Origin of the sequence: Clostridium coskatii, from assembly GCF_001675205.1 — a bacterium.
In the GTDB taxonomy this organism is placed as follows: Bacteria; Bacillota; Clostridia; order Clostridiales; family Clostridiaceae; genus Clostridium_B; species Clostridium_B ljungdahlii.
This window is the reverse complement of record NZ_LROR01000053.1, coordinates 92,960-116,452: the sequence shown is the minus strand read 5'-3', so window position 1 is coordinate 116,452 and position 23,493 is coordinate 92,960. Positions and strand designations below refer to the sequence as shown.

Genomic DNA, 23,493 nt, shown 5'->3' with positions numbered 1-23,493 from the left:
AACTTTCGCAGTTTAAAAATATTGGGAAACAATATTTTTGAGAGGACATAGGACAATTGACAGAGGACAGTGAAGGAGGATTTTTCTCCGCTATACTGCAAAAAATCTTCAATTTAAAAGAAACTTATGTTCTTTTGTTTTTCATAGGTACTCTTTTAGTAAGTAATTATCTGAAAATCATAGATTTTAGATACCACTTAAGCGATGTTTTGCTTTAGCAAAACATCGCTTAAAAATAAATTAGTTTTCTGACATAAGGAGGAAAACTCACCTTCATTGTCCTTTGTTATCTGTCAATTGTCCTTTGAAAAGTTGCTTCGTTTAAGTATATTTTCTAACATAAAGCTTAAAATAAAGATAAATTTTATGAGTATAATTATAATCTAAATATAAGTATTAACACTTTTTGATATTGTTAATACTATAGTAATATGATATTAAATTGATGTGGAGGGCCAAATTTGGAGGATAATAATAAGTTTGAGATTACTATGGAAGTAATAGAAGAATGTTTACAGGAATGTTTGGAAAATAGCAAAGAAAACAAAGAAAATGAAAAATCAAGTCCTGTTAGCACCAAATAGCAGGACTTGATTTAAATATTAATTAATAGAATATTTTTTTTCTAATTTTCTAAAGGCCATAACTAAAACTGAGGTTAAAATAAGATATAGTATAGCAGCTATTATAAAAGGAGTAATTGTAAAATCACGAGTAACTACTTCTTTTGCTGCCCTTAGAAGATCTCCCACACCTATAGTTGCAACTAAAGCAGAATCTTTTATTAAATTGATACTTTCGTTACAAACAGGAGGAATTACATTTCTAATGGCTTGGGGAATTATTATCTTTATCATAGTTTGACAGTAATTCATACCTAGAACTTTAGAAGCTTCAAATTGTCCTTTGTCTATTGATTCAATACCTGACCTAAAAATTTCTGCCAGGTATGCGGCATAATTTATAGTAAAAGCAATACTTGCAGCTGCTAAGGGAGATAATCTTATGCCAATTACAGGAAGACCAAAATAGGTGAAAAACAACTGTAAAAGTAAAGGTGTTCCCCTAAAAGCCCAGGTGTATAAGCTGAGTACAGCCTTTATGGGCTTGATTTTAGATATTTTCCCTAAGGCTACTAGGCATCCTAAGGGGATAGAAAAAATAGCCGTTATAAAAAATAGTTGTATAGTTATTAAGCTTCCACTTAGTATAAATCCTGTAATGTCCATGATATCAGACATATAAATCACATCCTAACCAATTATTTTGCAATTATATCTTTGCCAAACCATTTTTGAGATATTTTATTTGCCGTTCCATCTTTTTTCATTGAATCTAATGCTTCATCAAGTTTTTCTTTAAAGCTTTCATCGCTTTTTCTTATACCAACACCGTAGTCTTCTTTACCAAAGTTATCTTCAAGTATTTTGTATAAGCCAGGTTTCTTTTGTAAATAGTATCTTCCTACTACTTCATCTACAACAACTGCATCTATACGACCCTGGTTTAAATCAAGTAATGCTTCTGTATTGTTAGAATATTTTCTAATATTCTTTAGAGATTTTGCTGTAGCAGCGTCTGAATTCAATGCAGTTTCACTGCTGCTTCCCATTTGAAGACCTACTGTTTTACCCGACAAGTCTTTTTTGTTCTTTATGTTAGAATCATTTCTTACTACAATTATTTGCTTATTTTGAAGATATACTTTTGAAAATGCTATTTGCTTTTTTCTCTTATCAGTTATAGTCAAACCATTCCATATAACATCTATGTCTTTGTTATTTAAGCTAAGTATAATGCCATCCCATTCTACTGGTTTAAAAACTACCTTTACCCCCATTTTTTGTGCAGCTGCTTTGGCCATATCTATATCAAATCCTACGATTTGACCTTTTTCATCTCTAAAGCCCATTGGAGGAAAACTATCATCTAGGCCAACTACAAACTGACCTTTTGATTTTATATCATCCCAGGATTTATCACTTGATTTCTGGCCTTGTCCACATCCTGTAAGCATTATTCCAAGCAAAAATATTACCAAAGTTAAAATTCCTAATTTCTTTTTCATTTCACAGACCTCCCAATTTATATTAAATTAATTATAATAAATATTATAGTTTACCGTGCTAAATTTGTAAACTAGTAAATTAATTATAGTTATAAAATATTACGTTTAATAATGATGCTGTAATTGCATTGGAAGTAGTGTTGTTATTTATGAGAAACGTTAGTTTACAGATCTTTCTGTTAAGTTATTTTGATTTATTACATGGTATTGGTACGTCATTTAATCGGAAGTAGTCTTCGCCCCATTTACAAAGCGATTTTACTATAGGAACAAATGTCTTACCGAGTTCAGTAAGTGAGTATTCTGTCTTAGGAGGGACCACAGGATAAAGAACACGATTGATAATGCCGTCGTTCTTCAGTTCTTTTAACTGGTGACTGAGCATTTTTGGTGTTGCCTGTGGAATACGCTTCTGAATTTCATTGTATCTTAACGTCTTATCAATCAGTTCATATATTATAATGGCTTTATATTTTCCTCCAACAATATCCATTGCCGCTTCTACTGCGCAGTTATAACTTTCCAATTTAGCTTTATCCATCTTATATCTCCTTACTATCTAATAGTATAGTATTAAACCAAAAGTATAGTGTATAACAAAAAAGTGCATTATTGCTAAGTTGATTATTTACGATATAATTATAGTTAAACCAAGAAAGGGTGTCAATTCATTGAGAATATGACTATTTCAAGATTAAAAATACAATCACATAGCAGCATGCTGTCTGTACTGACAGTATGGGCATATAGAATAAGGAGGAAAAAATGAAAGTTTTATTATTGAATGGTAGCTCAAGATCTAATGGATGTACTTATACAGCATTAGCAGAAATTACAAAGGTTTTGAGAGAAGAACAAATTGAATGCGAGATTGTCCATATTGGTAATCAGCCAATTCGTGACTGCATTGGCTGCAATAAATGTCAGGAATTACACAGTTCTTGTGTATTTGATGATGATGGGATCAATGGGCTACTGAAGAAGGCAGAACATGCAGATGGCTTCATATTCGGTACACCAGTCTATTTTGCGCATCCTAGTGGACGATTATTGTCGGTTTTAGATCGATTGTTTTATGCTGGACCATCTGTATTTAGACACAAACCAGCTGCTGCTATTTCATCAGCAAGACGTGCTGGAACTACAGCTTCTATAGATGTGCTGAACAAGTACTTTACCATTGCAGAGATGCCAGTTGTGTCATCTACTTATTGGAATATGGTGCATGGCTTTACTCCTGAAGATGTGAAGAAAGATTTAGAAGGATTACAGACCATGCGTAACATTGGAAGAAACATGGCATGGCTTCTTAAGTGTATTCAACTTGGTAAGGAACAAGGTATTAACATTCCTACAACAGAAAAATCCGCTTGCACAAATTTCATCCGTTAGCGTTTTTATAAATTTCAATTTATAGTGGGGTATTGAGTATTATCTCAATACAAGAAGTATAATTAAAACTCTCTTTGTACTTTAGTAACTATTTTGTTGAGTCGGGTAACACTGGCTCAACAAAATAGTTACTAAAGTAATACTAGCTCAATGGTTAATTTTCCTTTTATAAAATTCAGTAGTGTAATCAATAAAACGCTGAGTTGCTTTGGTAACATAAATCTTTTTGCTATAGGCAATGGAGACTTCCCGTTTTGGCATGGGGCAGTTAAGTTTATAAAAGCGAAGATTTTGTGCATTAGGGGAACACTTGACAAGGGTATCCGAAATAAAAACGGCTCCAAGCCCCTTTGAAGCAAATTCAAAGGAAGTCATCTGTTGATTAAATGACATCTTTACTAATGGTTCAATATGATAATAATTAAAAATTGCCTTTGACCTTCCGAAAATTTCATTTGTTGGCTCTAGCAAAAGAAAAGGAAGATTCCCCATATTATATAGGTCAATGGCTGGTTGATTCTGAGAAAGATGTTTGTTTGATCTGATTTCTTCGGATGTCATGCCGCAAGCAAAAATTTTTCTATCTACAGAAAGATTCAAAGGTATGGCAAGTAAAACTTGGTTTGTAAATAAAGGAATGGATTGAAAGATGTCTTCTTCAAACCAATTAGTGTCTAAAATTAAATCAATGTTTCCATCTGCTAGCATACTTTTAAGTACTGGAAGAGATGCTTCTTTTGCAGCAATTTCAATTCCTGGATATTGATAAAAAAAACCAACAATAAGTTCAGGAAGTAAGTAGGTCATAGATATAATAGCACCACCAATTGTAACTTTTCCAACTTTGACCTCATTTAAGTTTTGAAAGTAATCAGTGCATTCTTGTTCCATTGATATAATTTTTTCCACTTTCTCCATATATATGCGTCCTGCATCAGTTAACTTAAGTGGTGATGTTTTTCGCTGAAATAAAGGTTGACCAATTTCTTGTTCCAGTTTACGAATTGCAATACTCAAGGCTGGTTGCGTCATATGCAAGTTTTTTGATGCCTTTGAGAAGCTTCCACACTTATATACTTCATAAACATAATTCATGATTTGAAACAATTTCTTCACCTCTGCATAAATGAAATTTATATATTAACTAAAATATATAAATTTGATTATATATCAAAAAAATAATAATATCAATTTATTAGTAAAGTTTATAAGAAAATTGAATAATTTTATGAATCAAAAAGAATATTTGAATTAGTGTACAAAATTTAAATTTATTTTGATTACAAATTGAAAGTTGTAATTTGAACTACAAGAAGTGCTGTGTATTTAGTGAAATATTTTTTTTAGTACCATTTTTAAAATTTGCTTGACATGGAAAGTTAGAGGTTGTACAATTCTGAATTGTCATTACCAATTTAGATGAGGTGTTTATATGAAGTATATTTGGCAATTTGGAATTATTATGACAGTTACCTTTATTGGAGAGGTGTTAAAATATATCATTCCTTTACCTATTCCTGCAAGCATATATGGTTTGATTCTTATGCTTTTTGCATTAAAGAAAAATATAATTCCCATTGAAGAAGTAAAAGAAACTGGAAATTTTTTAATAGAAATTATGCCGCTAATGTTTATACCTGCCGCGGCTGGTTTATTAGTTTCATGGAAAGCACTAAAGGATATATGTATTCCCGTTATCGTCAGTACGATATTAATTACAGTAATTGTGATGGTAATCGCAGGAAAAGTTACACAGCTTATGATTAGAGTTGAGAGAAGGAGCAAAAGTTGAAAGAATTATTATGCAGTTCGGCATTTTTTGGAGTATTGGTTAGTATTATTGGGTATGAAATAGGATTATTTCTTTATCAAAAGTTTCGTAAGCCAATTTTAAATCCATTACTTATTTCGATTGTATTTGTAATGGCTATTTTAGTTATTTTTAAAGTAGACTATAAAAGTTATAATGATGAAGCAAAATATTTGAGTTATTTGTTAACTCCCGCTACGGTATGTCTGGCAATACCACTATATCAACAACTTGAATTACTAAAAAGCAATATAAAAGCTATTATGGTAGGAGTTTTATCAGGAGTAATATCAAGTCTTGGGAGTATATATTTGTTTTCCATGCTTTTCCGATTTACACATGAACAGTATGTAACATTATTACCAAAGTCTATTACTACTGCAATTGGTATGGGTATTTCAGAGGAGTTAGGTGGAAATGTAACAATTACAGTAGCAGTTATTATTATTACAGGAATATTTGGAAGCATGCTTGCTGAAGTAGTTTGCAAGATATTTCGCATTAATGAACCAATTGCCCAAGGAATTGCTATTGGAACTGCTTCTCATGCTATTGGAACATCAAAAGCAATGGAAATGGGAAAAGTTGAAGGAGCCATGAGTAGTGTGGCTATAGTAGTATCTGGTTTGCTAACAGTAATTGGTGCATCAATATTTGCTAATTTCATGTAGAGATGATACATATAAAAAACATGAGCATGTCAAAAATACCTTTAAAAAATGGTACTTTTGGCATGATATTTAGGCTTTTAATTGCATCTTTAGTATAAAGTACCTTATATATTTTTTTAACATAGAGTATAGAACATTAATTAACGTATATATGAAACTCTTTCTTTTTCTAAGGCATCTTTAAGCCATCTTGGATGCATTGGTAAAAGATTTTTTGGTAAATAATTAAAATCGAAGTAATCTACATCTAAGGTTTCTTCTCCTTCTTTAATTAATTTACCACCTACAACTTCACATTCAAAACAAGTTGTAATAAAATGATTAACTTTTCCACTTGGATATGAAAAAACTTGTGAAACAGGATCAGAATATATGCCAATTAATCGATTTACTTTAACTTTTAAACCAGTCTCTTCATTAATTTCTCTTATAATTGCTTCTTCTACAGTTTCTCCAGGTTCAACATGACCTGAAGGGATTCCCCATAATCCATTGTCAGTACGTTTCATCAAAAGAACCCTTTGAGATTTATCAAATATAATACCGGCAACTCCTGCCTTAACACCATCGTTAGGCCATGGAAAATGAGGAGAACTCCATTTTTTTATGGTTACATTATTGTCAAATAAACCTTTTAGGTTTGCAATAGTAGCATCAGCATTATGAAAATCCCTAGCAGATGGAAATTTGTTTGTTTTTTCACTTGATACTAAAATAGCTGATATTCCTGCCTGATGCGCCCCTAAAATATCTGTATAGGGATTATCACCTATCATTACTACTTTAGATGATGTTTTTAAATTATCTAGAGCTTTTTTAAACATATATGAATGTGGCTTTCCTATAATTAAAGGTTTTTTCTCTACTGCTACTTGAACAGCTTTCACAATTGACCCAACTGCAGGTGATGGACCATCTGTACTTGGAAAATTATTATCACTGTTTGTGCCTATAAATTTTGCACCGTTATTAATTAATTGCACTGCTTTTTTAATATCATGGAAGCGTAAATCATCATCCCAACCTATAACAACTGCTTCTGCATCAGCTATATCATTAGTATTAATGCCTACCTGATGACATTCCCATTTTAAGTTTTCATCACCAAGAACAAATACATTATTTATATTCTTATTTTGTAAATACTGAGCGGTCACCCAGCCTGATGTAATCACTTCATTACTATTTGCTTCTATTCCAAGTGCATTTAATCGTTTTGCTATTTTTTTACGAGTTGTGCATGGATTATTTGTTAAAAATCGAATTGCTTTCTGATTTTTACGAAGTATTTCAAGAGATTCTACTGCTTCTGGAAGAGGCTTATTTCCTATATAAATCACTCCATCTAAATCAAATAGAAATGCATCAAATGCATCAAATATCATATTATTCGCTCCTTAAATTTTATTCCTATAAAGTTATTTGCAAAGAGCCTTACTAGCAGCTGTTATATCGCTTTTGCCTAAAATAGCAGATATAACTGAAATACCATCAACTCCAGTTGAAAATACCTCTTTAAAGTTAGTTTCATTAACTCCACCTATGGCAACAGCAGGTATATTTATACTACTGTATATTTTACGGAGACCTTCTATACCTATAGGAGTATCTATATCTTTTTTAGTTCCTGTGAAAAAAATTGTACCTATTCCAATGTAATCTGCACCATTTTTTTCTGCCTCTAAGGCTTCATCCACATTGCCTGCAGATATTCCAATTATTTTATCCTTACCTAATATTTTTCTAGCTGTGTTTATAGGCATATCGCTTTGACCAAGGTGAACTCCATCTGCATCTACAGCTTGGGCTATATCAAGTCTGTCATTTATTAAAAAAGGAACTTTATAGTGATCAGTTACTTTTTTAACTTCCTTAGCAATTTCATAAAATTCTCTTGTGGACGCATCTTTTTCTCTAAGTTGGACAAGAGTTACTCCACCTAAAATTGATTCCTCTACGGCTTGCTGCAGAGACTTGTCTTTTAAAAAACTTCTATCTGTAACAAGATATAAACTATAATCTACTTCCAAGTTATTTTACCTCCTTTCTTTAATTTTTCTTCAGTTAATTCATATATAGAATCTATTAGTTTAACTCTAAAAGTTCCAGGAGCTTTTGCTGCTTTATAGGCTTCTTCACCAGCTATATTCATTGAAAGTATAGCACTTACAGTAGCTATAAATTTATCCTCATAGGCACCTATGGCAGCACCACATAATGCTCCAAGCATGCAGCCCGAACCAGTTATTTTAGTTAACATTTCCACCCCGTTTTGAATTACAACACTATTTTTACCGTCTGTTATAAAATCTTCTTTGCCAGTTGCAGCAACTACACAGTTGTACTTTTTGGCTAAAGCTACAGCTGAATCCAAGGCTCCTTCTCCATTATCTAAGGAATCTACTCCTCTTACGTTAGAAGATTGTCCTGCAAGAAATTTAATTTCACCTACATTTCCTTTTATAACATCTACTTTACCAATTTGCATAATTCTATTTATAACTTGAGCTTTCCTTGGTATAGCAGCACAAGCTACAGGGTCAAGTATTACAGGTATATTGTGGATTTTTGCAGAGGTACTTGCTAGGATTACTGCAGCTTCCTGTTCTTTTGTGAGGGTTCCTAAATTTATATATAGGGCAGAAGATATTTTTACAAAATCAAAAACTTCATCATAAGCTTCACACATGGCAGGAGAAGCTCCATAAGATAATAGAATGTTTGCACAGTCATTTATAGTGACACTGTTTGTAATACAATCTACAAGAGGTACTTTATTTCTTACCTGTGTTAATACTTTTGACACACTGTCTAAGTTTAAATTATCCATTTTTCATACTCCTTTATATTAGAAATCTGTTTATTTGAAATCTACATCAGCTTTTTTATATAATTCAATGAAATGTCCCACGGGACCAACGCCACTTCCTATGGAAAATGAATTTTCTATAGCCTTAGTTATATATTGCTTTGCAAGATATACGGATTTGTCAGTACTTTCACCTTTAGCCAAGAAGGAGGCTATGGCAGAAGATAAGGTACATCCTGTTCCATGAGTGTTTTTAGTATCTATTCTATGACCGTCTATGTTTAATATTTTGTTTTCATAAAGAAGAACGTCGTTGGCATCATTGCATCTGTGGCCTCCTTTTACAAGCACGTTTTTAGCACCTAGCTCTTTTATGCTAAAAGCTGCTTTTTCCATGTCGCTGCTATTTTTTATTTTCATTTCTGTCAGAACTTCAGCTTCTGGAATATTTGGAGTTACGACGTCTGCAATGCTTGTCAGATCTTTTATAGCTGTTTGTGCTTCAGGTTTTAAGAGAAAGTAACCACTTTTTGATACCATTACAGGATCAATTACTATGTTTTTAGCTTTGTATTCTATTAAAAGCCTCTTTATTACAGATATGGTTTTGCTGTTTGAAACCATACCAATTTTTACTGCATCTACTTGTATGTCATCAAATATAGATCTTATTTGTGCTTCTACAATTTCAGGAGTTACATCCATTACGTCCTGTACTCCTATGCTATTTTGAGCTGTAACAGCAGTTATGACACTCATACCATATACGCCAAGGGCACTCATGGTTTTTAAATCAGCTTGTATACCAGCTCCACCACAGCTGTCAGAACCTGCAATTGTTAATACCTTTTTCATTTTTACCCCCCTAATTTAGTAACTTTAAAATTAATATCAATTGAATTTTACTTAGTGGGAGTATTACAGTAGGCAGCCATCAGGTCAAAATAAAAGGTATATGCAGAAAAGCATATACCTTTAAAATCAAAAATATGTAAGTTGCTTCCCTACGCCAGTTTTATCTGGATCAGGTTCAAAGGGTTAGAGAAAGATCTCTTCTCAGCCTTGCAGCACCCCCACAAAAGTATTAAGTTTTATACATTAATTTTACTACAGTGATAAAAATTTGCAATATGAAATTTTAATATTTACTTCATTGACTAAGTCTCCCCATATGTACATAAATGGAATGTGGGAGGGTGTTAGCAATAGCAGCCGAATAAAAGTTTTTGCAGTACGTGTGATATAATGGCATTAATTGAAGATTTTTGTTACAAAACAAATTAATAAAAATGATAGGATGTGTTGATATGGAAAAGAAAAGAATTTTAGTCCCATTAGATGAAACAGAGAGAAGTATGCATTCACTTGACTGTTTAAAAAAATTGTTTTCCAGAGATGAAGTACAGTTAACTCTTATGTATGTATCTGAAATAGTTATAGTAAATGAAACGGGTGTATCAAATAGCATGGTAGATATGGCAAGGAAAAAAGGTGAAAACATCTTAGATAGAGCTGAAAGAAAGATTCAAGAATATAAACCTGAAAAATATTGTGTTTTTGGACGTGTAGCAGATGAAATACTGAAAAAGGCAAATTGTGATGAATTTGATATGATAATTATGACTAAATCTAATAAAAAGGGTTTGGCTAGAATGATCGGATCCGTAACAAGTAAAGTATTAAAAAATTCACAGGTTTTAGTTATGATTGTTCCAGAATAAAAATGGTTTAAAATAGCCATAATGTTGTACAAGCATTATGGCTATTTTTATCTGCATATTAAAATATTTGTCTGGTACTTGGAATTATAGGTGATTTTATTTAGAATATTTTTATTGATTTTTTCACATACTTTAATGAGCATCCTATGAATTGCTTGAGGTATAAGTTGAGTTTTGTTTAGAAACTCTATATCAGGAAGGTGTGTAATTAATGTTTGTTCCACATAGAGTTATTTTTGAAAAAGGTACCCTAGAATATTCTCTGGGAAATGAGATATATAATAGATTTAAAAATGATGACAAGGTTGAGATAATAAAATTGTCTTCAAATAGAATTATGTCAGCTGTGCCAGGAAAAGATATATATGAAAAGTACAGGGAAGGTAAAAAAACTTTAGTTGTGGGTGTAAAAAAAAGCTTGAAATTTCAAAGTTGTAAGCCTTCGGCACATTATCAAATGCCCTTAGTTAGTGGATGTATTGGACAGTGTGAGTACTGCTATTTAAATACACAATTAGGGGAAAAACCTTTTGTGAGAGTTCATGTCAATGTTGATGACATCTTAAAACAGGCTCAAAAATATATAGATGAAAGAAATCCTGAAATAACTGTATTTGAAGGTGCTGCAACCTCCGATCCAGTTCCTGTGGAGCCTTATACCAATTCACTTAAAAAGAGTATAGAATACTTTGGAGATCAAAAGCTTGCAAGATTTAGATTCGTAACAAAGTACAATGATATAGATGGATTTTTAAACATAAATCATAATGGTCATACGGAAATAAGATTTAGTTTAAATACAGATAAGATAATAAAACAATATGAGCATTATACAGCTTCAATGGAAAAAAGAATACAATCTGCTTTTAAACTTGCTGAAGCAGGTTACCCTATAGGTTTTATAATAGCACCTGTATTCATATATGAAAATTGGAAGCAGGAATATGAAAAAGTTTTAGACATGTTATATGATAGAATGCCTAAAAATTTAAAGAATCCTATTGGATTTGAAGTCATATCGCATAGATATACAACTAAAGCTAAAAATATCATACTACAGGTATTTCCTAAAACGACGCTGCCAATGGAGGATAGTGAAAGAAAATTCAAGTATGGTCAATTTGGATACGGTAAATTTTTGTACACGAAAGAGCAAATGGAAGAAATTAAAACCTTTTTTGAAAGAGAACTTTCAAGTAGATTCTCAAAAGAAAATATAAAATACATTATATAAACGGGAGAATTTTAATCATGCAGGAATTAGAAAATGTAGTTAAAATAGAGGATGCAGAAGTTAGATATGATAAAAAAGTTGTATTAAGAAATATTAATATGGATATAAAAAGGGGAGAGATAGTTGGACTTTTAGGACCTTCTGGTTCAGGAAAGACCACTATTGTAAAATCTATTATTGGAATGAAAGAATTATCTAAAGGATTTATTGAAGTACTTGGTGAAAAAATGCCGTCTCTTGGTGTAACTTCAAGAATAGGATATATGGCACAAAGTGATGCACTGTATGATGATTTAAGTGCAATTGATAATATATTGTTTTTTGGAGAACTCTACAATATTAAAAAAAGTATTATAAGAAAAAGAGCTAAGGATGTTTTAAAACTTGTTAATTTGGAAGAGCAGTATAAGTATCCAGTTAAAAACTTTTCAGGTGGAATGAAGAGGAGATTATCATTGGCTATAGCACTAGTACACAGACCTAGATTGCTCATTTTAGATGAACCTACAGTTGGCATAGATCCTGTTCTTAGGAAAAAATTCTGGGATGAATTTTATAAAATAAAACGAGATAAGGGAACTATAATTATAACTACACATGTAATGGATGAAGCATATAAGTGTGATAGACTTTTTCTAATAAGAAATGGAATTGTAATAGCAGAAGGAAGTCCAGATAAAATAATAAAAAGTTCTGGTGGAAAAACTATTGAAGATGCTTTTATATACTTTAGTTCTTTAAAGGAAGAGGTGTAGTTATATGAATACTTTTTCTGTAGCAAAAAGAGTTATAAAACAAATCTTAGGAGATAGACGATCTCTTGCATTATTATTTGTGGCACCAATATTTGTTCTGTATTTGCTAAGTATAATGTTGAATTCAGGTATAGATAAGCCCAATTTAGAAGGAATAAATTTACCACAAACACTTATGGAATCACTTAAAAATGAGACAAATATAGTGGAGGTTAAAGATGAAAATAAGGCTCTTGACAGAGTAAAAAATAATGTTATAGATGGACTAGTTAAATTTGAAAATGATAAAATTATAGTGACTGTTGAAGGAAGTGATATGGCAGTTTCAAATTCAGTTAAAAAAGCAGTTTCAAAAGCTTTTAACGAATATATGCATACTAGTATTTCATCAAATCCAATGCTGAAGCAGCTGGGTTTTAGAATGATTGATAGTGAGTATAAATATATAAACGGTTCTGAGAATATGACAACTTTTGATACGGTTGCTCCGCTGATGATGGGATTTTTTATATTCTTTTTTGTATTTCTTATGGCAGGGGTATCTTTCTTAAGGGAAAGAATTAGCGGTACATTGGATAGACTTATGGCAACACCTGTTAAGAGAATAGAAATTGTATTAGGATATTTTTTAGGGTTTGGTATATTTGTTATGTTTCAAACTCTAGTGATTCAACTGTTTATGGTATATGGTCTTGGCATTATCATAAAAGGAAGTCCAATTTTAGTTTTACTTGTAAATGTGCTGCTGGCAGCAGGATCATTGACTCTTGGAACTTTACTTTCTGCATTTGCTAAAAATGAATTTCAATTATTTCAATTTATTCCTATAGTCATAGTACCTCAAATATTGTTTTGTGGATTATTTCCCCTTAGAGAAACGCCAATATGGGTAAATATACTTTCTAAAATATTTCCACTAACATATGGTGCAGATGCCCTAAAGGGAATTGTGCTTAGAGGGTATGGACTTTCGAAAGTTTATATGGATATCTTAATACTTTTGGGTTATGCACTATTGTTTATAGTATTAAACTCATTGGCACTAAAAAAATACAGACGGTTATAAAGAAATTGCTCTACTTAAATTTATTATGTTAGCATCAGGTACATAGTCTTCTATTATTTTTCTTGCTATATTAAACCAGCTTAAACAGCTGTCAAGGACTATGGAGTCACTTGTTACAATTCTGCCCATTTTGGAGAGAAGAGGGTCTGCATTTGGTATTAATTCTATTTCAACAGGAATATTCCATTTAATTGAATGTTCAAGTATAAAATTTTTAAGTCTGCCCGAATTTGAAACTCCAGAATCAAGAAAAAATTTAACCTTTGGTATACCTAAAGTAATAAATTCCTGGCCAATTAAATTTAAGGCTAGGTGGGTTTTATCTACAATACTATAAGTTCCCCTAAGTCCTGCTATATCCCTTATGGTACTATCACTGCATAATATTAATATTCCTTTTGAAAGGGCAACTTCTAAAGTTATTATAAGGTTAAATCCGTCTATGTATATGCAGTCCTCAGATATGCATGAAAAAGGCAGACATTTTGATTTCCTTTTTTCGCAGCTTACTTTAGAAGAGGTTGAACGCTGAAGAGCATTTCTCTGTCTTAGTGAAAACTGGTAATGATTACCTACCATCTCTATAATTGAATGCATTTTGTAACCTCTATCAAGTAACCAGGATACTTCTACCTGTGCTTTTTGAAGTTTCAAAACGGATTCTTTTGAAAACCATCTATTGTCACTGGGATCACTTCCTCTCCTAACTGTTCTCAAATTATAGTTCATTTTTAAAACCTCCTTTTGAGATTAATCTTCATAAAATCTTCATAAAATTAATAGGCAATTCTTAAAAAATATCTTGTAAAATCAAATTGAAAGTTAAGAATTACAGATAATTTATTTATGTGTATAAATTAGAATTTAATTCAAAAATTTGTATGCATTCAGTACAGGAGGATTATAATGGAAGATATACATATGAGCAGATATTACAGAAACATGACACTTGCAGCAATGTTAATTAGCATATTGTGGGTTATTTTAGTAAATACCCAGCCATTTTCAGATTTTGCATACTACAATAGGATTGCAAATCAAGTGGCAAGTGGAGGTCAATGGGGAGATACTTATACCTCTGTCGGGTATTCCATTGTTCTTGGATTTATATATAAAATCTTTGGGAACAACTTAGCTTCAGCAAAAGTTTTTAATTTGGTTTTGACATTTTTAAATTATGGAATGTTTTATATTATACTACAAAAAGCAAATTTAAATGAGAAAAGGCGTAAAATTATTTATGGGTTATTTGTATTTTTCCCAAGCAATATTTTCTATAACAGTGTTTTGGCAACGGAAATATTATTTACCACTATATTACTTTTTATAACACTAATATATTTTCACGATATTAAGTACAAATATGTAATAATTGGTGTTTTAACAGCTGCTGATGCTATGGTAAAACCATTTTTTATGGTGTTCTTTTTTGCTATATTCATATTGGAGATATGTTTAAGGATGAAATTTAAAGATGTTTTAAAACATACAGCTGTAGTACTCATAGTTAGCTGTGTTTCTATATCTCCATGGATATATAGAAATACTAAGTTAATTGGTGAGTTTACATCTATATCAAACAACTCTGGAATAGTACTTTATATAAATAACAATTCTCAAAATAAATCTGGTGTTTGGATGGATGCTAAAAATGTTGAGAATTCTATTGTCAATACTAAAGAATACATAAATGCAAATGCTACAGAAAAAAATAAAATGCTGTCTAAAGCAGCTAAAAAATGGATATTAAGTCATCCATTATCCTTTGTAAAGTTAGGTTTTACAAGATTATTTAAGACCTATCTTGATGGAGGTGATTTATTTTACAGTTTAAATGGAACAAATTTAAATTTGTTCTTTAAAATATTATTTGCAGTTTATACTTATATAGCAAGGTATGTAATATTTATTCCCGCAATAATTTTAATGCCTTTGTACAGTGTAAAAGTAATTAGAAATTTGATTAAAAAAAGAGAAATTGATTCATACTCTCTATATAATTTAATTTGCTTTTACATGTTTTCTTGTGTTTACTTTATAACAGAGGGACAGCCGCGTTATTCATTTCCATCTATATTTATAGTTGTTTATTTTTTCTCATATTTTGGAGAGAAAATAAGTATACCATTTGTTAAAAAAAGCAAAAGTTTAGGCAACTAAAGTGGTGTATAATAAAAATAGTTTATATAGCATTAAGAGGAGATATTTTTTATGGATAGTACTATACTAGTAGTGGATGATGATAAGGATATTTTAGATATAATAGAAATTTATCTAAAAAATGATAACTTCAATGTGATTACTGCCCAAGATGGTTTAATAGCAATGGACAAGCTTGAAAAAAATAATATAGATTTAATAATACTCGATATAATGATGCCAAACTTAGATGGTATACATGCATGTCTTGAAATTAGGAAAAAAGAAAAAATACCTATAATAATGCTTTCAGCTAAAGATGATTCAAGCAGCAAGATATTAGGATTAAATGTTGGAGCAGATGATTATGTTACTAAGCCTTTTAATCCGCTGGAGCTAGTTGCCAGAGTCAAATCACAAATTAGAAGGTATTCTCAATTCAATATGGAAAGACCACAAAGTAAAGAAGAAATTGTTATAGATGATATGATAATAAATACAGCATCTAGAGAAGTATTTATTGGAGAAAAGTTAATAGAACTTACACCAATTGAATTTTCAATCTTGGAAGTACTTGCAAATAATAGGGGAAGGGTTTTAAGCACGGAAAGTATTTATGAAAGTGTTTGGAAAGAACCTTTTTACAATGCTAAAAATACAGTTGCAGTACATATAAGAAATATAAGAGAAAAGATAGAAATAAATTCAAAGGACCCCAAATATATAAAAGTTGTTTGGGGGGTAGGTTATAAAATTGATAAATAAAATAAAGAAGCTTGCATTTAAGAGCATATCAAGGGAATTTTTGATTATAAATATACTTAGCTTTGTTATACTTATAATTGGTATAACTAGTGCTCTTAGTGTTATAATGCAGGATACAAATAACCCTCAAAATATTGAAAATGCATCAAATGACATTTATGTTCAGGTAAATAGATATGTGCAATCTACAAATACTGAAGTTCAAAGTTATATAAATAATTTGGCTGACGAAAACAATGTAAATATAGCTATTACAGATACCAAAGGCTGTATAATTTTTAAATCAAGTGAAGTAGAAGGCAAGTATATTGATCTGAATAATATAAAAAATATTATACTTACTACTACTCCAAGGGATGGAGATGTAGTATATCAGGTGTATAATATAAATATATCAGGTACTAAATACATACTTGTTACATGGAAAGGCACAGGTATGTATCATAATATTTTTAGGTATACGTCAATGATACTAATTCCAATAATTATTTCACTGGCAGTTGTATATTTAGTTTCATATAGAAAGACCAGGTATATAAAGTACATCTGTAATGGAATAGTGAAAATTTCCCATGAGGATTTAAATTATAGGTTGGAGAAAAAGGGCACAGATGAACTTGGAACGTTGGCAGATGAGATAAATAGCATGTCACTTAATTTAAATAATATGATAAATCGTGAAAAGTCTGTCCAAAAGTTTAAAGATGAGCTTATAACCAATATATCACACGATTTGAGGACACCTCTTGCCTCATTAATGGGGTATTTGTATTTGATAAATGATAAGAATGTTTCTATAGAAGATAAGGAGGTATACAGCAAAAAATCTATGGAGAGAGCGGAAAAACTAAAAGTTTTAATAGAGAACTTATTTGAATATTCAAAACTGGAAAGTGGAGCAATAAGTCTTGAAATATGTAATGTTAATATAATTGAAATTATAGAACAAATCATAGGGGAGCTTTCTATAATTGCCAGCAAGTCTCAAATAAGTTTTGTAAAAAAGTATAGTATTACAAAGTTGAATTTAAATATTGATCCATATCTCATCAGCAGGGTATTTCAAAATATTTTATCAAATGCTATAAAGTACAGTGTAAAAAATAGTGAAGTTTATATAGATATTGTCCATAATGTAAATGACACTATAATTAGTTTCCAAAACTTATCAAGTAGAGAGTTGTCCTCTGAAGATATGAATAAAATATTTGATAGATTCTATATGGGGGATAAGTCTAGAAATTCTCATAAAAACAACTCTGGTTTAGGGCTTGCCATAGTTAAAAATATTGTGGATCTGCACGGTGGAGAAGTTTGGGCGGAAGAAAATGATAATATTTTTAAAATGTATATTAAGTTAAAGAATAATTCATCTAAACTTACTGTTAGCAATGGTACCGATGGGATAAATGAGCAAAAAAAGACAGGATTTACATCAAAGGTTAATATATAATATAGGAAAAGGTTTAAGGAGGTAGGTATTCTAAAATGAATTACAATGCTTGTATTAGGAAGTCTATTGAATATATAGAGCATAATTTAGAAAATAAAATAGAACTTGAAGATATTGCTCACAAAGTCTTCCTGTCAAAATATCATTTTCATAGAATTTTTCATTCTGTTGTTGGAGAACCTGTAGCTGAATATATAAGAAGGAGAAGACTTAAAGAAGCTGCAAATGAGCTTTTAAATACACGTAATAAAATTGTAGATATAGCATTAAAGTATCAGTTTAGTTCTCAGGAATCTTTTACAAAGGCCTTCAAAAAACTTTATGGAATGCCTCCAAGGGAATTCAGAAGAAATAGAACTGCAAGTAGTATTTCTATGGCAGCTTAATATTTATCCGATGACTACCTGCTCTAATACTCCATCTCCAAGTGGGAGTATTAGAGCAGCTACGTCCCTGGATAACGATTTCTAAGCATCAGGTGGAGTTAAAACTCCATCTGATGCCAAGAACTTTGTTTATTAAGACAATATTTTTACGAGGTGATTTGAATAATGAGTTATGTACCAGTAGTAATTGATCATACAAATGCAGGAGAACGTTCTTACGATATATTTTCAAGGCTTTTAAAAGATAGGATAGTAATGTTAAATGGTCAGGTAACAGATGAAGCTGCAAGTTCAATTGTGGCACAGCTTTTATTTTTGGAATCAGATAATCCTGACAGTGATATCAATTTTTATATAAATAGTCCAGGAGGATCTATTACTGCTGGAATGGCAATATATGATACAATGCAGTATATAAGATCCGATGTATCCACAATATGTGTTGGTATGGCTGCCAGCATGGGCTCATTTTTGCTTGCAGCAGGGGCAAAAGGAAAGAGATTTGCTCTCCCAAACAGTGAAATTTTAATACATCAGCCCTCTGTATACGGTGGAATGCAGGGTCAGGCCACAGACATAGAAATTCACACAAAATGGCTTTTAGGAATAAAGAAAAAGATGAATAGATTATACAGTGAAATGACAGGTAAACCTATTGAAAAGATAGAAAAGGACGTTGAGAGAGATTATTTTATGTCAGCTAAAGAAGCTTTAGATTATGGATTAGTGGATAAAATACTTTCAAAATAGTTTTTTAAACAGCAGCTGCATAATGAAGAAAACTTCATTATGCAGCTGCTGCTTTTTTATTTGGACATATATTCACATTATATATATGTCCAAATAAAATATACCTTGACAGGTGAGGTATGCTTTTATATAATATAACTAAATTATTAAAGTAATTTAGTTTACAATTTAATATGTTGTAAGGAGTGAGTAGATGTCTATAACTTCAGATGTTATAAGGGGGCATACAGAAACCATAATTTTGGCGCACTTAATTGAAAAGGACAGCTATGGTTATGAAATCAATAAATTTATAAAGGAAAAGACGGATAATAAATATGAACTTAAAGAAGCAACTCTTTATTCTGCTTTCAGAAGGCTGGAAAAAGCTTCTCTTATAACTTCTTATTGGGGAGATCAAAATACAGGAGCAAGAAGGAGATATTATTCTATAACAGAATTGGGAAAAGAAGTACTAAATCAAAATAGGCTAGATTGGAATGAATCAAAGGAATTAATAGATAAGTTAATTAATGGAGGTAATGAAAATGCATGAAAGATTGAGAAATAGTGTAGAAGAATTATTTGAAAATGCACCTAAAACTCATAGAGCAACAGAGCTTAAAGAAGAGCTTTTAGCTAATCTTATAGATAAATATGATGATTTGGTATCTTCAGGAAAAGGTGAAGAAGAAGCCTTTAAAATAGCTATTTCAAGTATAGGTGATGTGGATGAACTCTTAGAGGGGTTAAAAGATAAAAATATGTTTGATTATGATGAGGAGCAAAAATATCGCAGGAAAAATGCACTTGTATTGTCTGTGTCTGTAGGATTATATATTATGAGTGTAGTGCTTTTAATGCTGTTAAATCAAGTTTTTATGGTAAATAATGTTGTATCCGTAAGTCTTATGCTTACAATAGATGCTATTGCAACATGTCTTATAGTCTACAATCATGCTTCAAAGCCTAAATATGTAAAAGGAGATGATACTATCGTGGAAGAATTCAAACAGTGGAAATCTTCTAATGACAGCCAAATGGAAATTATTAAATCAATTAAATCTATAGCATGGCTAATTATAGTTGCCCTATATTTTATATTGAGTTTTGTTTTTGATGCTTGGGGATATTCCTGGGTTATATTTATAATAGGTGCTGCCGTAGAAAAAATTATAACTTTGAGCTTTAAGTTGAAGGAGTAGAAATATGAATAGAAATAGAAGCCTAATAAAAGTATTAATTGTAATGTGGGCTGTCATTGCAGCAGCAGGCATATCTTTCTTAATATATGGATTTTCTCACGGAGAGGGTTTCCCAATATTTGAATATGGAAATAAAATAACAGGTGCTAGGTATGTTGTACAGAAAAGTGAAAGCACATCTGTAAATAATTGTAGTAAGATAAGCTTGAGATTTTTTAGAGGAGATGTGATTGTACAGGCAACAGATGAATCAAACTTAAAAGTTGTACAAAGTGCATCTAGAAAGTTAAAAGATGGAGATAAGTTTGTAATAGAAAAACAGGGAAATGACATTGAAATTAGAAGGAGAGATGAAAATAAAGTTTTTCACAATAAATTTATTAATATATTCGATGGATTCAATACAAATGAGAAAATAGAATTGTATGTACCTAAAAGCTATGCTAAAGATTTAGATATAAGTACAACTTCAGGAGATATCTTATTTAACTCTGACATGAAATTGAATGATATAAATTGTATACAAAGTTCTGGAGATTTTAAGATGGATGGTAGTATTACTGCAAATAATGTCGATATAAAAACAAATTCAGGAGATATAGGTATAACTAGCCTGGATTCTAAATATTATAATATACAAGCTATATCAGGGGATATATTCGTAAAGTCTATTTCAGGCTCTGGAAATGCAAAAATTGTATCAGGAGATATAAAAATGAATTACAAGTCCATTGATGAGTATGCTAAGGCAAGTTCTACTTCTGGAGATGTGAAGATGGTACTTCCTCAAAATTTGAGTTTTAAATTTGAAGGAAAGTGTACTTCTGGAGATATAAAAGGAGATTTTCCATTAACCTATGAAAATAGTAGAAAAAGCAAAGCATCTGCACAAGTAGGAAATGGACCATATAAGACAATAAATGTAGGTACAGTATCAGGTGATATAGATATTTCAAGCAAGTGATGAATATGGAAAATAAAGAAAAGGGATTAAATAAAATGTTGGAGGTGGAAAGGCTTGGATATTAGTGACTTCGCAAAATTTTCAAATATGTTTGAATATAATATATATATTTTTGCAATTGGATTTATGTTTCTATGTGAATTTATAATATGGATATTTGCTTCAAGTGGAAATAAAAAAAATAGGAAAAAATCTGATAGAGGTTCAATTTGGTTAATAGTTTTAGGATATTGGTTAAGTATTTATGTAAGCTATTATTTCACAGGTTCAGAAGTAAGTGAATTTATAAGAAATCTTGTATTCCCACACATATTTTATTATTTAGGTATTTTCCTAATAATAGCAGGTACTATAATCAGGGCTTATTCTGTGTGGACATTAAAAAAAGCATTTACATTATCAGTACAAACAACATCTGACCAACATTTAATACAAAAAGGGTTTTATCGATATGTAAGAAATCCTGCTTATACAGGAAGTATACTAAGTCTTTTGGGAATAGCATTTTCATTGAGAAATATATTGGCACCTATAGTTGTTTTAGCCATTTGTGTATTATGTTATGGGATTAGAATAAAAGTTGAAGAAAAGGCATTAAGGGAACAATTTAAAAAAGAATTTGAAGATTACTGTAAGCGTACGTATTGTTTATTTCCATTTGTGTGGTAAGATATGAGGACTTGATTAGTTTACAAAAATTGTTTTGCAAACTAATCAAGTCCTCTAAGTGTATTATCAGTACAGGTAACTTTTTAGTATTAGAATGAGTACATGCTTTGAATAAGTTTGAAAAATTTATTTACTTAATACATTAAAATAAATAGGAAGGGATTCATTTTCCGTATTTGACTTTTCAATTAATACAGGATTATTAATTGATTCATAAATTAGTTTAATTGTCTTAGAAAGATCAGCGTCCTCTACTCCAAAAATAATATTGGATTCACAAGATGGCTGTATAATTATTTTTATTTTAACATTTTGGTTAGATAAATTTTGAAAAATCCTATGGATAATTTGCCTAAATTTATTTATATTTCTTATAATTATTCCGACTAAAGATATATTATGATTTATAGTTATGGAACCTGGATTAATCTGAGTTTCTATTTTACTAATAAAAGAACTTTCACATTTACGTAATTGGAAATCTGGTACAATTAATGATACAGAATCTGAATTAAAAGATAAATGTTCTATAGAAATATTATTAGTGTTTATAATGGAAAATAGATTATGCAAACCATCATTTATCAAATTGAGCTTTTCCAATGTTACTATTGAAAAATTTTCTTTGCCGGATATTCCAGCAATAGTATTTTTATAATCTTCATCGGGTAAATTATCAGATATAAGAGTACCAATGTCGTCTGGATTATTGGTGTTTCTTATATTTATTGGAATTTTACTTTCCTCAGCTGGAATAATTGAATCTTCATTAAGAACATTTGCTCCCATATGAGAAAGATTTTTTATTTCTTTATATGTCATGTTTCTTATATTTTTAGGGTCTTTTACAATCTTTGGATTTGCCATTAACACGCCGGATACATCAGTCCAGTTTTCATATATAGAAGCATTCATAACACTTGATATTATGGAACCAGTTATGTCTGATCCTCCTCTTGGAAAAGTTTTAATCGATCCATCTTTATTAGAACCATAAAAACCGGGTATTACAGCTTTTTCTATATGGGAAAGTTTACTCAAAATTAACATTTTAGTAGCTTCTTTATCTAACTGGCCATTTTGTTTAAATGAGATTATATCTGAAGGATCTATAAACGTAAAATTCATAAATTTTGAAAAAATTAAACCATTCAGATATTCTCCACGGCTTAAAATATAGTCCTTAGAGGCACCGTTAAAAAAATCATTTTTTATACCATATAAGAATTTTTTTATATCTAAATCTAATTTTAAATTATTACATATAGAAACATATTTTCCTTCGATTATATTGAAATAATTTTCAAATAGATTTTTATTGTCAACACAACAATAGCATTTATATAGAAGATCTGTGACTTTATAATCTTTTTCAAAAGTTTTTCCTGGAGCAGAAACTATGATATATCGTCTCCTTTTATCTTGCAAAACGATTTCCTTTACTTTTTTAAATTGTTTATCATTAGCTAGTGAGCTTCCTCCAAATTTAGCAACTATTAATTTATTCATTTTTAAGGTCTCCTATGAATTATAATTTATTAAATCAGATTTTTTTATTATAGCTTTATTATATTATAGTTTAGAATTTTACACTTTTTATTGCTTTTAATGCTAGAAATATTGCTAAAAATGCTTTTGAATAAAGTACTATAATATT

Annotated in this window: 27 protein-coding genes and 1 riboswitch; of the genes, 17 read left to right on the top strand and 10 right to left on the bottom strand. The window is 30.6% G+C overall.

Features of this window, described 5'->3' with window-relative positions; all coding sequences use genetic code 11:
- Nucleotides 1–461 precede the first annotated feature (461 nt).
- A complete protein-coding gene (locus tag CLCOS_RS23000) occupies nt 462–584 on the top strand; it encodes a hypothetical protein (RefSeq protein WP_023162169.1) in 123 nt (40 codons plus the stop codon).
- An 18-nt stretch (nt 585–602) separates the two neighbouring features.
- Here CLCOS_RS23000 and CLCOS_RS12225 read toward each other — a convergent pair whose 3' ends face one another.
- The 3 genes from CLCOS_RS12225 to CLCOS_RS12215 all read right to left on the bottom strand — a co-directional run bounded on the left by CLCOS_RS12225 (nt 603) and on the right by CLCOS_RS12215 (nt 2,609).
- Entirely contained in the window at nt 603–1,241 is a 639-nt protein-coding gene (locus CLCOS_RS12225) for an amino acid ABC transporter permease (protein WP_013239943.1), read from the bottom strand.
- Between the two features lie 20 nt (nt 1,242–1,261).
- Nucleotides 1,262–2,068 carry an amino acid ABC transporter substrate-binding protein gene (locus CLCOS_RS12220; protein ID WP_063600090.1) on the bottom strand — a complete coding sequence of 269 codons (807 nt, stop codon included), beginning with the start codon at nt 2,066–2,068 and terminating at the stop codon, nt 1,262–1,264.
- 184 nt (nt 2,069–2,252) lie between these two features.
- Entirely contained in the window at nt 2,253–2,609 is a 357-nt protein-coding gene (locus CLCOS_RS12215) for a winged helix-turn-helix transcriptional regulator (protein WP_063600091.1), read from the bottom strand.
- 224 nt (nt 2,610–2,833) lie between these two features.
- On the opposite strand from CLCOS_RS12215, the gene CLCOS_RS12210 reads away from it, so the two are divergent.
- A complete protein-coding gene (locus CLCOS_RS12210; RefSeq protein ID WP_063600092.1) occupies nt 2,834–3,460 on the top strand; it encodes a flavodoxin family protein in 627 nt (208 codons plus the stop codon).
- Between the two features lie 147 nt (nt 3,461–3,607).
- Here the strand turns inward: CLCOS_RS12210 and CLCOS_RS12205 are convergent, their stop codons facing one another.
- A complete protein-coding gene (locus CLCOS_RS12205; protein ID WP_242834158.1) occupies nt 3,608–4,555 on the bottom strand; it encodes a LysR family transcriptional regulator in 948 nt (315 codons plus the stop codon).
- Nucleotides 4,556–4,892: 337 nt separating this feature from the next.
- Between CLCOS_RS12205 and CLCOS_RS12200 the strand changes: the two genes are divergently transcribed.
- Both CLCOS_RS12200 and CLCOS_RS12195 read left to right on the top strand, forming a co-directional pair.
- On the top strand, nt 4,893–5,252 hold the full coding sequence (locus CLCOS_RS12200; protein ID WP_013239938.1) for a CidA/LrgA family protein: 360 nt from the start codon (nt 4,893–4,895) through the stop codon (nt 5,250–5,252).
- Nucleotides 5,249–5,941 (top strand): LrgB family protein, encoded by a 693-nt coding sequence (locus CLCOS_RS12195; protein WP_013239937.1) that lies wholly within the window; start codon nt 5,249–5,251, stop codon nt 5,939–5,941. The genes CLCOS_RS12200 and CLCOS_RS12195 overlap by 4 nt, the downstream gene beginning before the upstream one ends.
- 140 nt (nt 5,942–6,081) lie before the next feature.
- On the opposite strand, the gene CLCOS_RS12190 is transcribed toward CLCOS_RS12195, so the two are convergent.
- The 4 genes from CLCOS_RS12190 to thiD are packed head-to-tail and all read right to left on the bottom strand — an operon-like array spanning nt 6,082 to nt 9,605.
- The gene (locus CLCOS_RS12190; protein WP_013239936.1) at nt 6,082–7,326 is read right to left on the bottom strand and encodes an HAD-IIA family hydrolase; all 1,245 of its coding nucleotides are present in this window, start codon (nt 7,324–7,326) and stop codon (nt 6,082–6,084) included.
- 33 nt (nt 7,327–7,359) lie between these two features.
- Nucleotides 7,360–7,971: a thiamine phosphate synthase gene (gene thiE / locus CLCOS_RS12185; protein WP_013239935.1), complete on the bottom strand. Its 612-nt coding sequence runs from the start codon at nt 7,969–7,971 to the stop codon at nt 7,360–7,362.
- Nucleotides 7,962–8,771: a hydroxyethylthiazole kinase gene (thiM, locus tag CLCOS_RS12180; RefSeq protein ID WP_063600093.1), complete on the bottom strand. Its 810-nt coding sequence runs from the start codon at nt 8,769–8,771 to the stop codon at nt 7,962–7,964. Before thiM ends, thiE begins: the two co-directional genes overlap by 10 nt.
- Before the next feature lie 30 nt (nt 8,772–8,801).
- On the bottom strand, nt 8,802–9,605 hold the full coding sequence (gene thiD, locus CLCOS_RS12175) for a bifunctional hydroxymethylpyrimidine kinase/phosphomethylpyrimidine kinase (protein WP_063600094.1): 804 nt from the start codon (nt 9,603–9,605) through the stop codon (nt 8,802–8,804).
- A gap of 128 nt (nt 9,606–9,733) precedes the next feature.
- Nucleotides 9,734–9,835, bottom strand: a riboswitch (TPP riboswitch).
- 222 nt (nt 9,836–10,057) lie between these two features.
- On the opposite strand from thiD, the gene CLCOS_RS12170 reads away from it, so the two are divergent.
- From CLCOS_RS12170 to CLCOS_RS12155, 4 genes are all read left to right on the top strand, one after another.
- Entirely contained in the window at nt 10,058–10,471 is a 414-nt protein-coding gene (locus CLCOS_RS12170; RefSeq protein ID WP_013239932.1) for a universal stress protein, read from the top strand.
- Between the two features lie 211 nt (nt 10,472–10,682).
- On the top strand, nt 10,683–11,705 hold the full coding sequence (splB, locus tag CLCOS_RS12165) for a spore photoproduct lyase (protein ID WP_063600095.1): 1,023 nt from the start codon (nt 10,683–10,685) through the stop codon (nt 11,703–11,705).
- Nucleotides 11,706–11,722: 17 nt separating this feature from the next.
- Nucleotides 11,723–12,460, top strand: a complete 738-nt coding sequence (locus CLCOS_RS12160; protein ID WP_063600096.1) for an ABC transporter ATP-binding protein — start codon at nt 11,723–11,725, stop codon at nt 12,458–12,460.
- A gap of 4 nt (nt 12,461–12,464) precedes the next feature.
- Entirely contained in the window at nt 12,465–13,526 is a 1,062-nt protein-coding gene (locus CLCOS_RS12155) for an ABC transporter permease (RefSeq protein WP_063600097.1), read from the top strand.
- On the opposite strand, the gene CLCOS_RS12150 is transcribed toward CLCOS_RS12155, so the two are convergent.
- Complete coding sequence (locus tag CLCOS_RS12150) at nt 13,521–14,255, bottom strand: DUF434 domain-containing protein (RefSeq protein WP_013239928.1); 735 nt, start codon at nt 14,253–14,255, stop codon at nt 13,521–13,523. The two genes, CLCOS_RS12155 and CLCOS_RS12150, sit on opposite strands and share 6 nt — an antisense overlap.
- A 177-nt stretch (nt 14,256–14,432) precedes the next feature.
- Between CLCOS_RS12150 and CLCOS_RS12145 the strand changes: the two genes are divergently transcribed.
- The 9 genes from CLCOS_RS12145 to CLCOS_RS12105 all read left to right on the top strand — a co-directional run bounded on the left by CLCOS_RS12145 (nt 14,433) and on the right by CLCOS_RS12105 (nt 21,836).
- Entirely contained in the window at nt 14,433–15,686 is a 1,254-nt protein-coding gene (locus tag CLCOS_RS12145; protein WP_063600098.1) for a hypothetical protein, read from the top strand.
- 51 nt (nt 15,687–15,737) lie between these two features.
- Nucleotides 15,738–16,430: a response regulator transcription factor gene (locus tag CLCOS_RS12140; protein ID WP_013239926.1), complete on the top strand. Its 693-nt coding sequence runs from the start codon at nt 15,738–15,740 to the stop codon at nt 16,428–16,430.
- Nucleotides 16,420–17,883: a HAMP domain-containing sensor histidine kinase gene (locus CLCOS_RS12135; protein ID WP_063600099.1), complete on the top strand. Its 1,464-nt coding sequence runs from the start codon at nt 16,420–16,422 to the stop codon at nt 17,881–17,883. Before CLCOS_RS12140 ends, CLCOS_RS12135 begins: the two co-directional genes overlap by 11 nt.
- A 35-nt stretch (nt 17,884–17,918) precedes the next feature.
- Entirely contained in the window at nt 17,919–18,269 is a 351-nt protein-coding gene (locus CLCOS_RS12130) for a helix-turn-helix transcriptional regulator (protein WP_013239924.1), read from the top strand.
- 165 nt (nt 18,270–18,434) lie between these two features.
- Nucleotides 18,435–19,019, top strand: a complete 585-nt coding sequence (clpP, locus tag CLCOS_RS12125; protein WP_013239923.1) for an ATP-dependent Clp endopeptidase proteolytic subunit ClpP — start codon at nt 18,435–18,437, stop codon at nt 19,017–19,019.
- A 193-nt stretch (nt 19,020–19,212) separates the two neighbouring features.
- Nucleotides 19,213–19,554: a PadR family transcriptional regulator gene (locus CLCOS_RS12120; RefSeq protein WP_013239922.1), complete on the top strand. Its 342-nt coding sequence runs from the start codon at nt 19,213–19,215 to the stop codon at nt 19,552–19,554.
- Nucleotides 19,547–20,203 (top strand): permease prefix domain 1-containing protein, encoded by a 657-nt coding sequence (locus CLCOS_RS12115; RefSeq protein ID WP_013239921.1) that lies wholly within the window; start codon nt 19,547–19,549, stop codon nt 20,201–20,203. Before CLCOS_RS12120 ends, CLCOS_RS12115 begins: the two co-directional genes overlap by 8 nt.
- A gap of 4 nt (nt 20,204–20,207) precedes the next feature.
- Nucleotides 20,208–21,167: a DUF4097 domain-containing protein gene (locus tag CLCOS_RS12110; protein WP_013239920.1), complete on the top strand. Its 960-nt coding sequence runs from the start codon at nt 20,208–20,210 to the stop codon at nt 21,165–21,167.
- Between the two features lie 54 nt (nt 21,168–21,221).
- A complete protein-coding gene (locus CLCOS_RS12105) occupies nt 21,222–21,836 on the top strand; it encodes a methyltransferase family protein (RefSeq protein ID WP_082853476.1) in 615 nt (204 codons plus the stop codon).
- A gap of 126 nt (nt 21,837–21,962) precedes the next feature.
- On the opposite strand, the gene CLCOS_RS12100 is transcribed toward CLCOS_RS12105, so the two are convergent.
- On the bottom strand, nt 21,963–23,345 hold the full coding sequence (locus CLCOS_RS12100; RefSeq protein WP_063600100.1) for an aspartate kinase: 1,383 nt from the start codon (nt 23,343–23,345) through the stop codon (nt 21,963–21,965).
- Between the last annotated feature and the right edge of the window lie 148 nt (nt 23,346–23,493).

Excerpts from the sequence above, each read along its gene's own strand:
- CLCOS_RS12210 (WP_063600092.1), top strand. The coding sequence starts at position 2,834 with ATGAAAGTTTTATTATTGAATGGTAGCTCAAGATCTAATGGATGTACT.
- CLCOS_RS12150 (WP_013239928.1), bottom strand. The coding sequence starts at position 14,255 with ATGAACTATAATTTGAGAACAGTTAGGAGAGGAAGTGATCCCAGTGAC.
- thiM (WP_063600093.1), bottom strand. The coding sequence starts at position 8,771 with ATGGATAATTTAAACTTAGACAGTGTGTCAAAAGTATTAACACAGGTA.
- CLCOS_RS12200 (WP_013239938.1), top strand. The coding sequence starts at position 4,893 with ATGAAGTATATTTGGCAATTTGGAATTATTATGACAGTTACCTTTATT.
- CLCOS_RS12220 (WP_063600090.1), bottom strand. The coding sequence starts at position 2,068 with ATGAAAAAGAAATTAGGAATTTTAACTTTGGTAATATTTTTGCTTGGA.
- CLCOS_RS12215 (WP_063600091.1), bottom strand. The coding sequence starts at position 2,609 with ATGGATAAAGCTAAATTGGAAAGTTATAACTGCGCAGTAGAAGCGGCA.
- CLCOS_RS12170 (WP_013239932.1), top strand. The coding sequence starts at position 10,058 with ATGGAAAAGAAAAGAATTTTAGTCCCATTAGATGAAACAGAGAGAAGT.
- CLCOS_RS12155 (WP_063600097.1), top strand. The coding sequence starts at position 12,465 with ATGAATACTTTTTCTGTAGCAAAAAGAGTTATAAAACAAATCTTAGGA.
- CLCOS_RS12225 (WP_013239943.1), bottom strand. The coding sequence starts at position 1,241 with ATGTCTGATATCATGGACATTACAGGATTTATACTAAGTGGAAGCTTA.
- splB (WP_063600095.1), top strand. The coding sequence starts at position 10,683 with ATGTTTGTTCCACATAGAGTTATTTTTGAAAAAGGTACCCTAGAATAT.
- CLCOS_RS12110 (WP_013239920.1), top strand. The coding sequence starts at position 20,208 with ATGAATAGAAATAGAAGCCTAATAAAAGTATTAATTGTAATGTGGGCT.
- CLCOS_RS12140 (WP_013239926.1), top strand. The coding sequence starts at position 15,738 with ATGGATAGTACTATACTAGTAGTGGATGATGATAAGGATATTTTAGAT.
- CLCOS_RS12130 (WP_013239924.1), top strand. The coding sequence starts at position 17,919 with ATGAATTACAATGCTTGTATTAGGAAGTCTATTGAATATATAGAGCAT.
- clpP (WP_013239923.1), top strand. The coding sequence starts at position 18,435 with ATGAGTTATGTACCAGTAGTAATTGATCATACAAATGCAGGAGAACGT.
- CLCOS_RS12120 (WP_013239922.1), top strand. The coding sequence starts at position 19,213 with ATGTCTATAACTTCAGATGTTATAAGGGGGCATACAGAAACCATAATT.
- thiD (WP_063600094.1), bottom strand. The coding sequence starts at position 9,605 with ATGAAAAAGGTATTAACAATTGCAGGTTCTGACAGCTGTGGTGGAGCT.
- CLCOS_RS12100 (WP_063600100.1), bottom strand. The coding sequence starts at position 23,345 with ATGAATAAATTAATAGTTGCTAAATTTGGAGGAAGCTCACTAGCTAAT.
- CLCOS_RS12205 (WP_242834158.1), bottom strand. The coding sequence starts at position 4,555 with ATGAATTATGTTTATGAAGTATATAAGTGTGGAAGCTTCTCAAAGGCA.
- CLCOS_RS12145 (WP_063600098.1), top strand. The coding sequence starts at position 14,433 with ATGGAAGATATACATATGAGCAGATATTACAGAAACATGACACTTGCA.
- CLCOS_RS12160 (WP_063600096.1), top strand. The coding sequence starts at position 11,723 with ATGCAGGAATTAGAAAATGTAGTTAAAATAGAGGATGCAGAAGTTAGA.
- CLCOS_RS12190 (WP_013239936.1), bottom strand. The coding sequence starts at position 7,326 with ATGATATTTGATGCATTTGATGCATTTCTATTTGATTTAGATGGAGTG.
- CLCOS_RS12115 (WP_013239921.1), top strand. The coding sequence starts at position 19,547 with ATGCATGAAAGATTGAGAAATAGTGTAGAAGAATTATTTGAAAATGCA.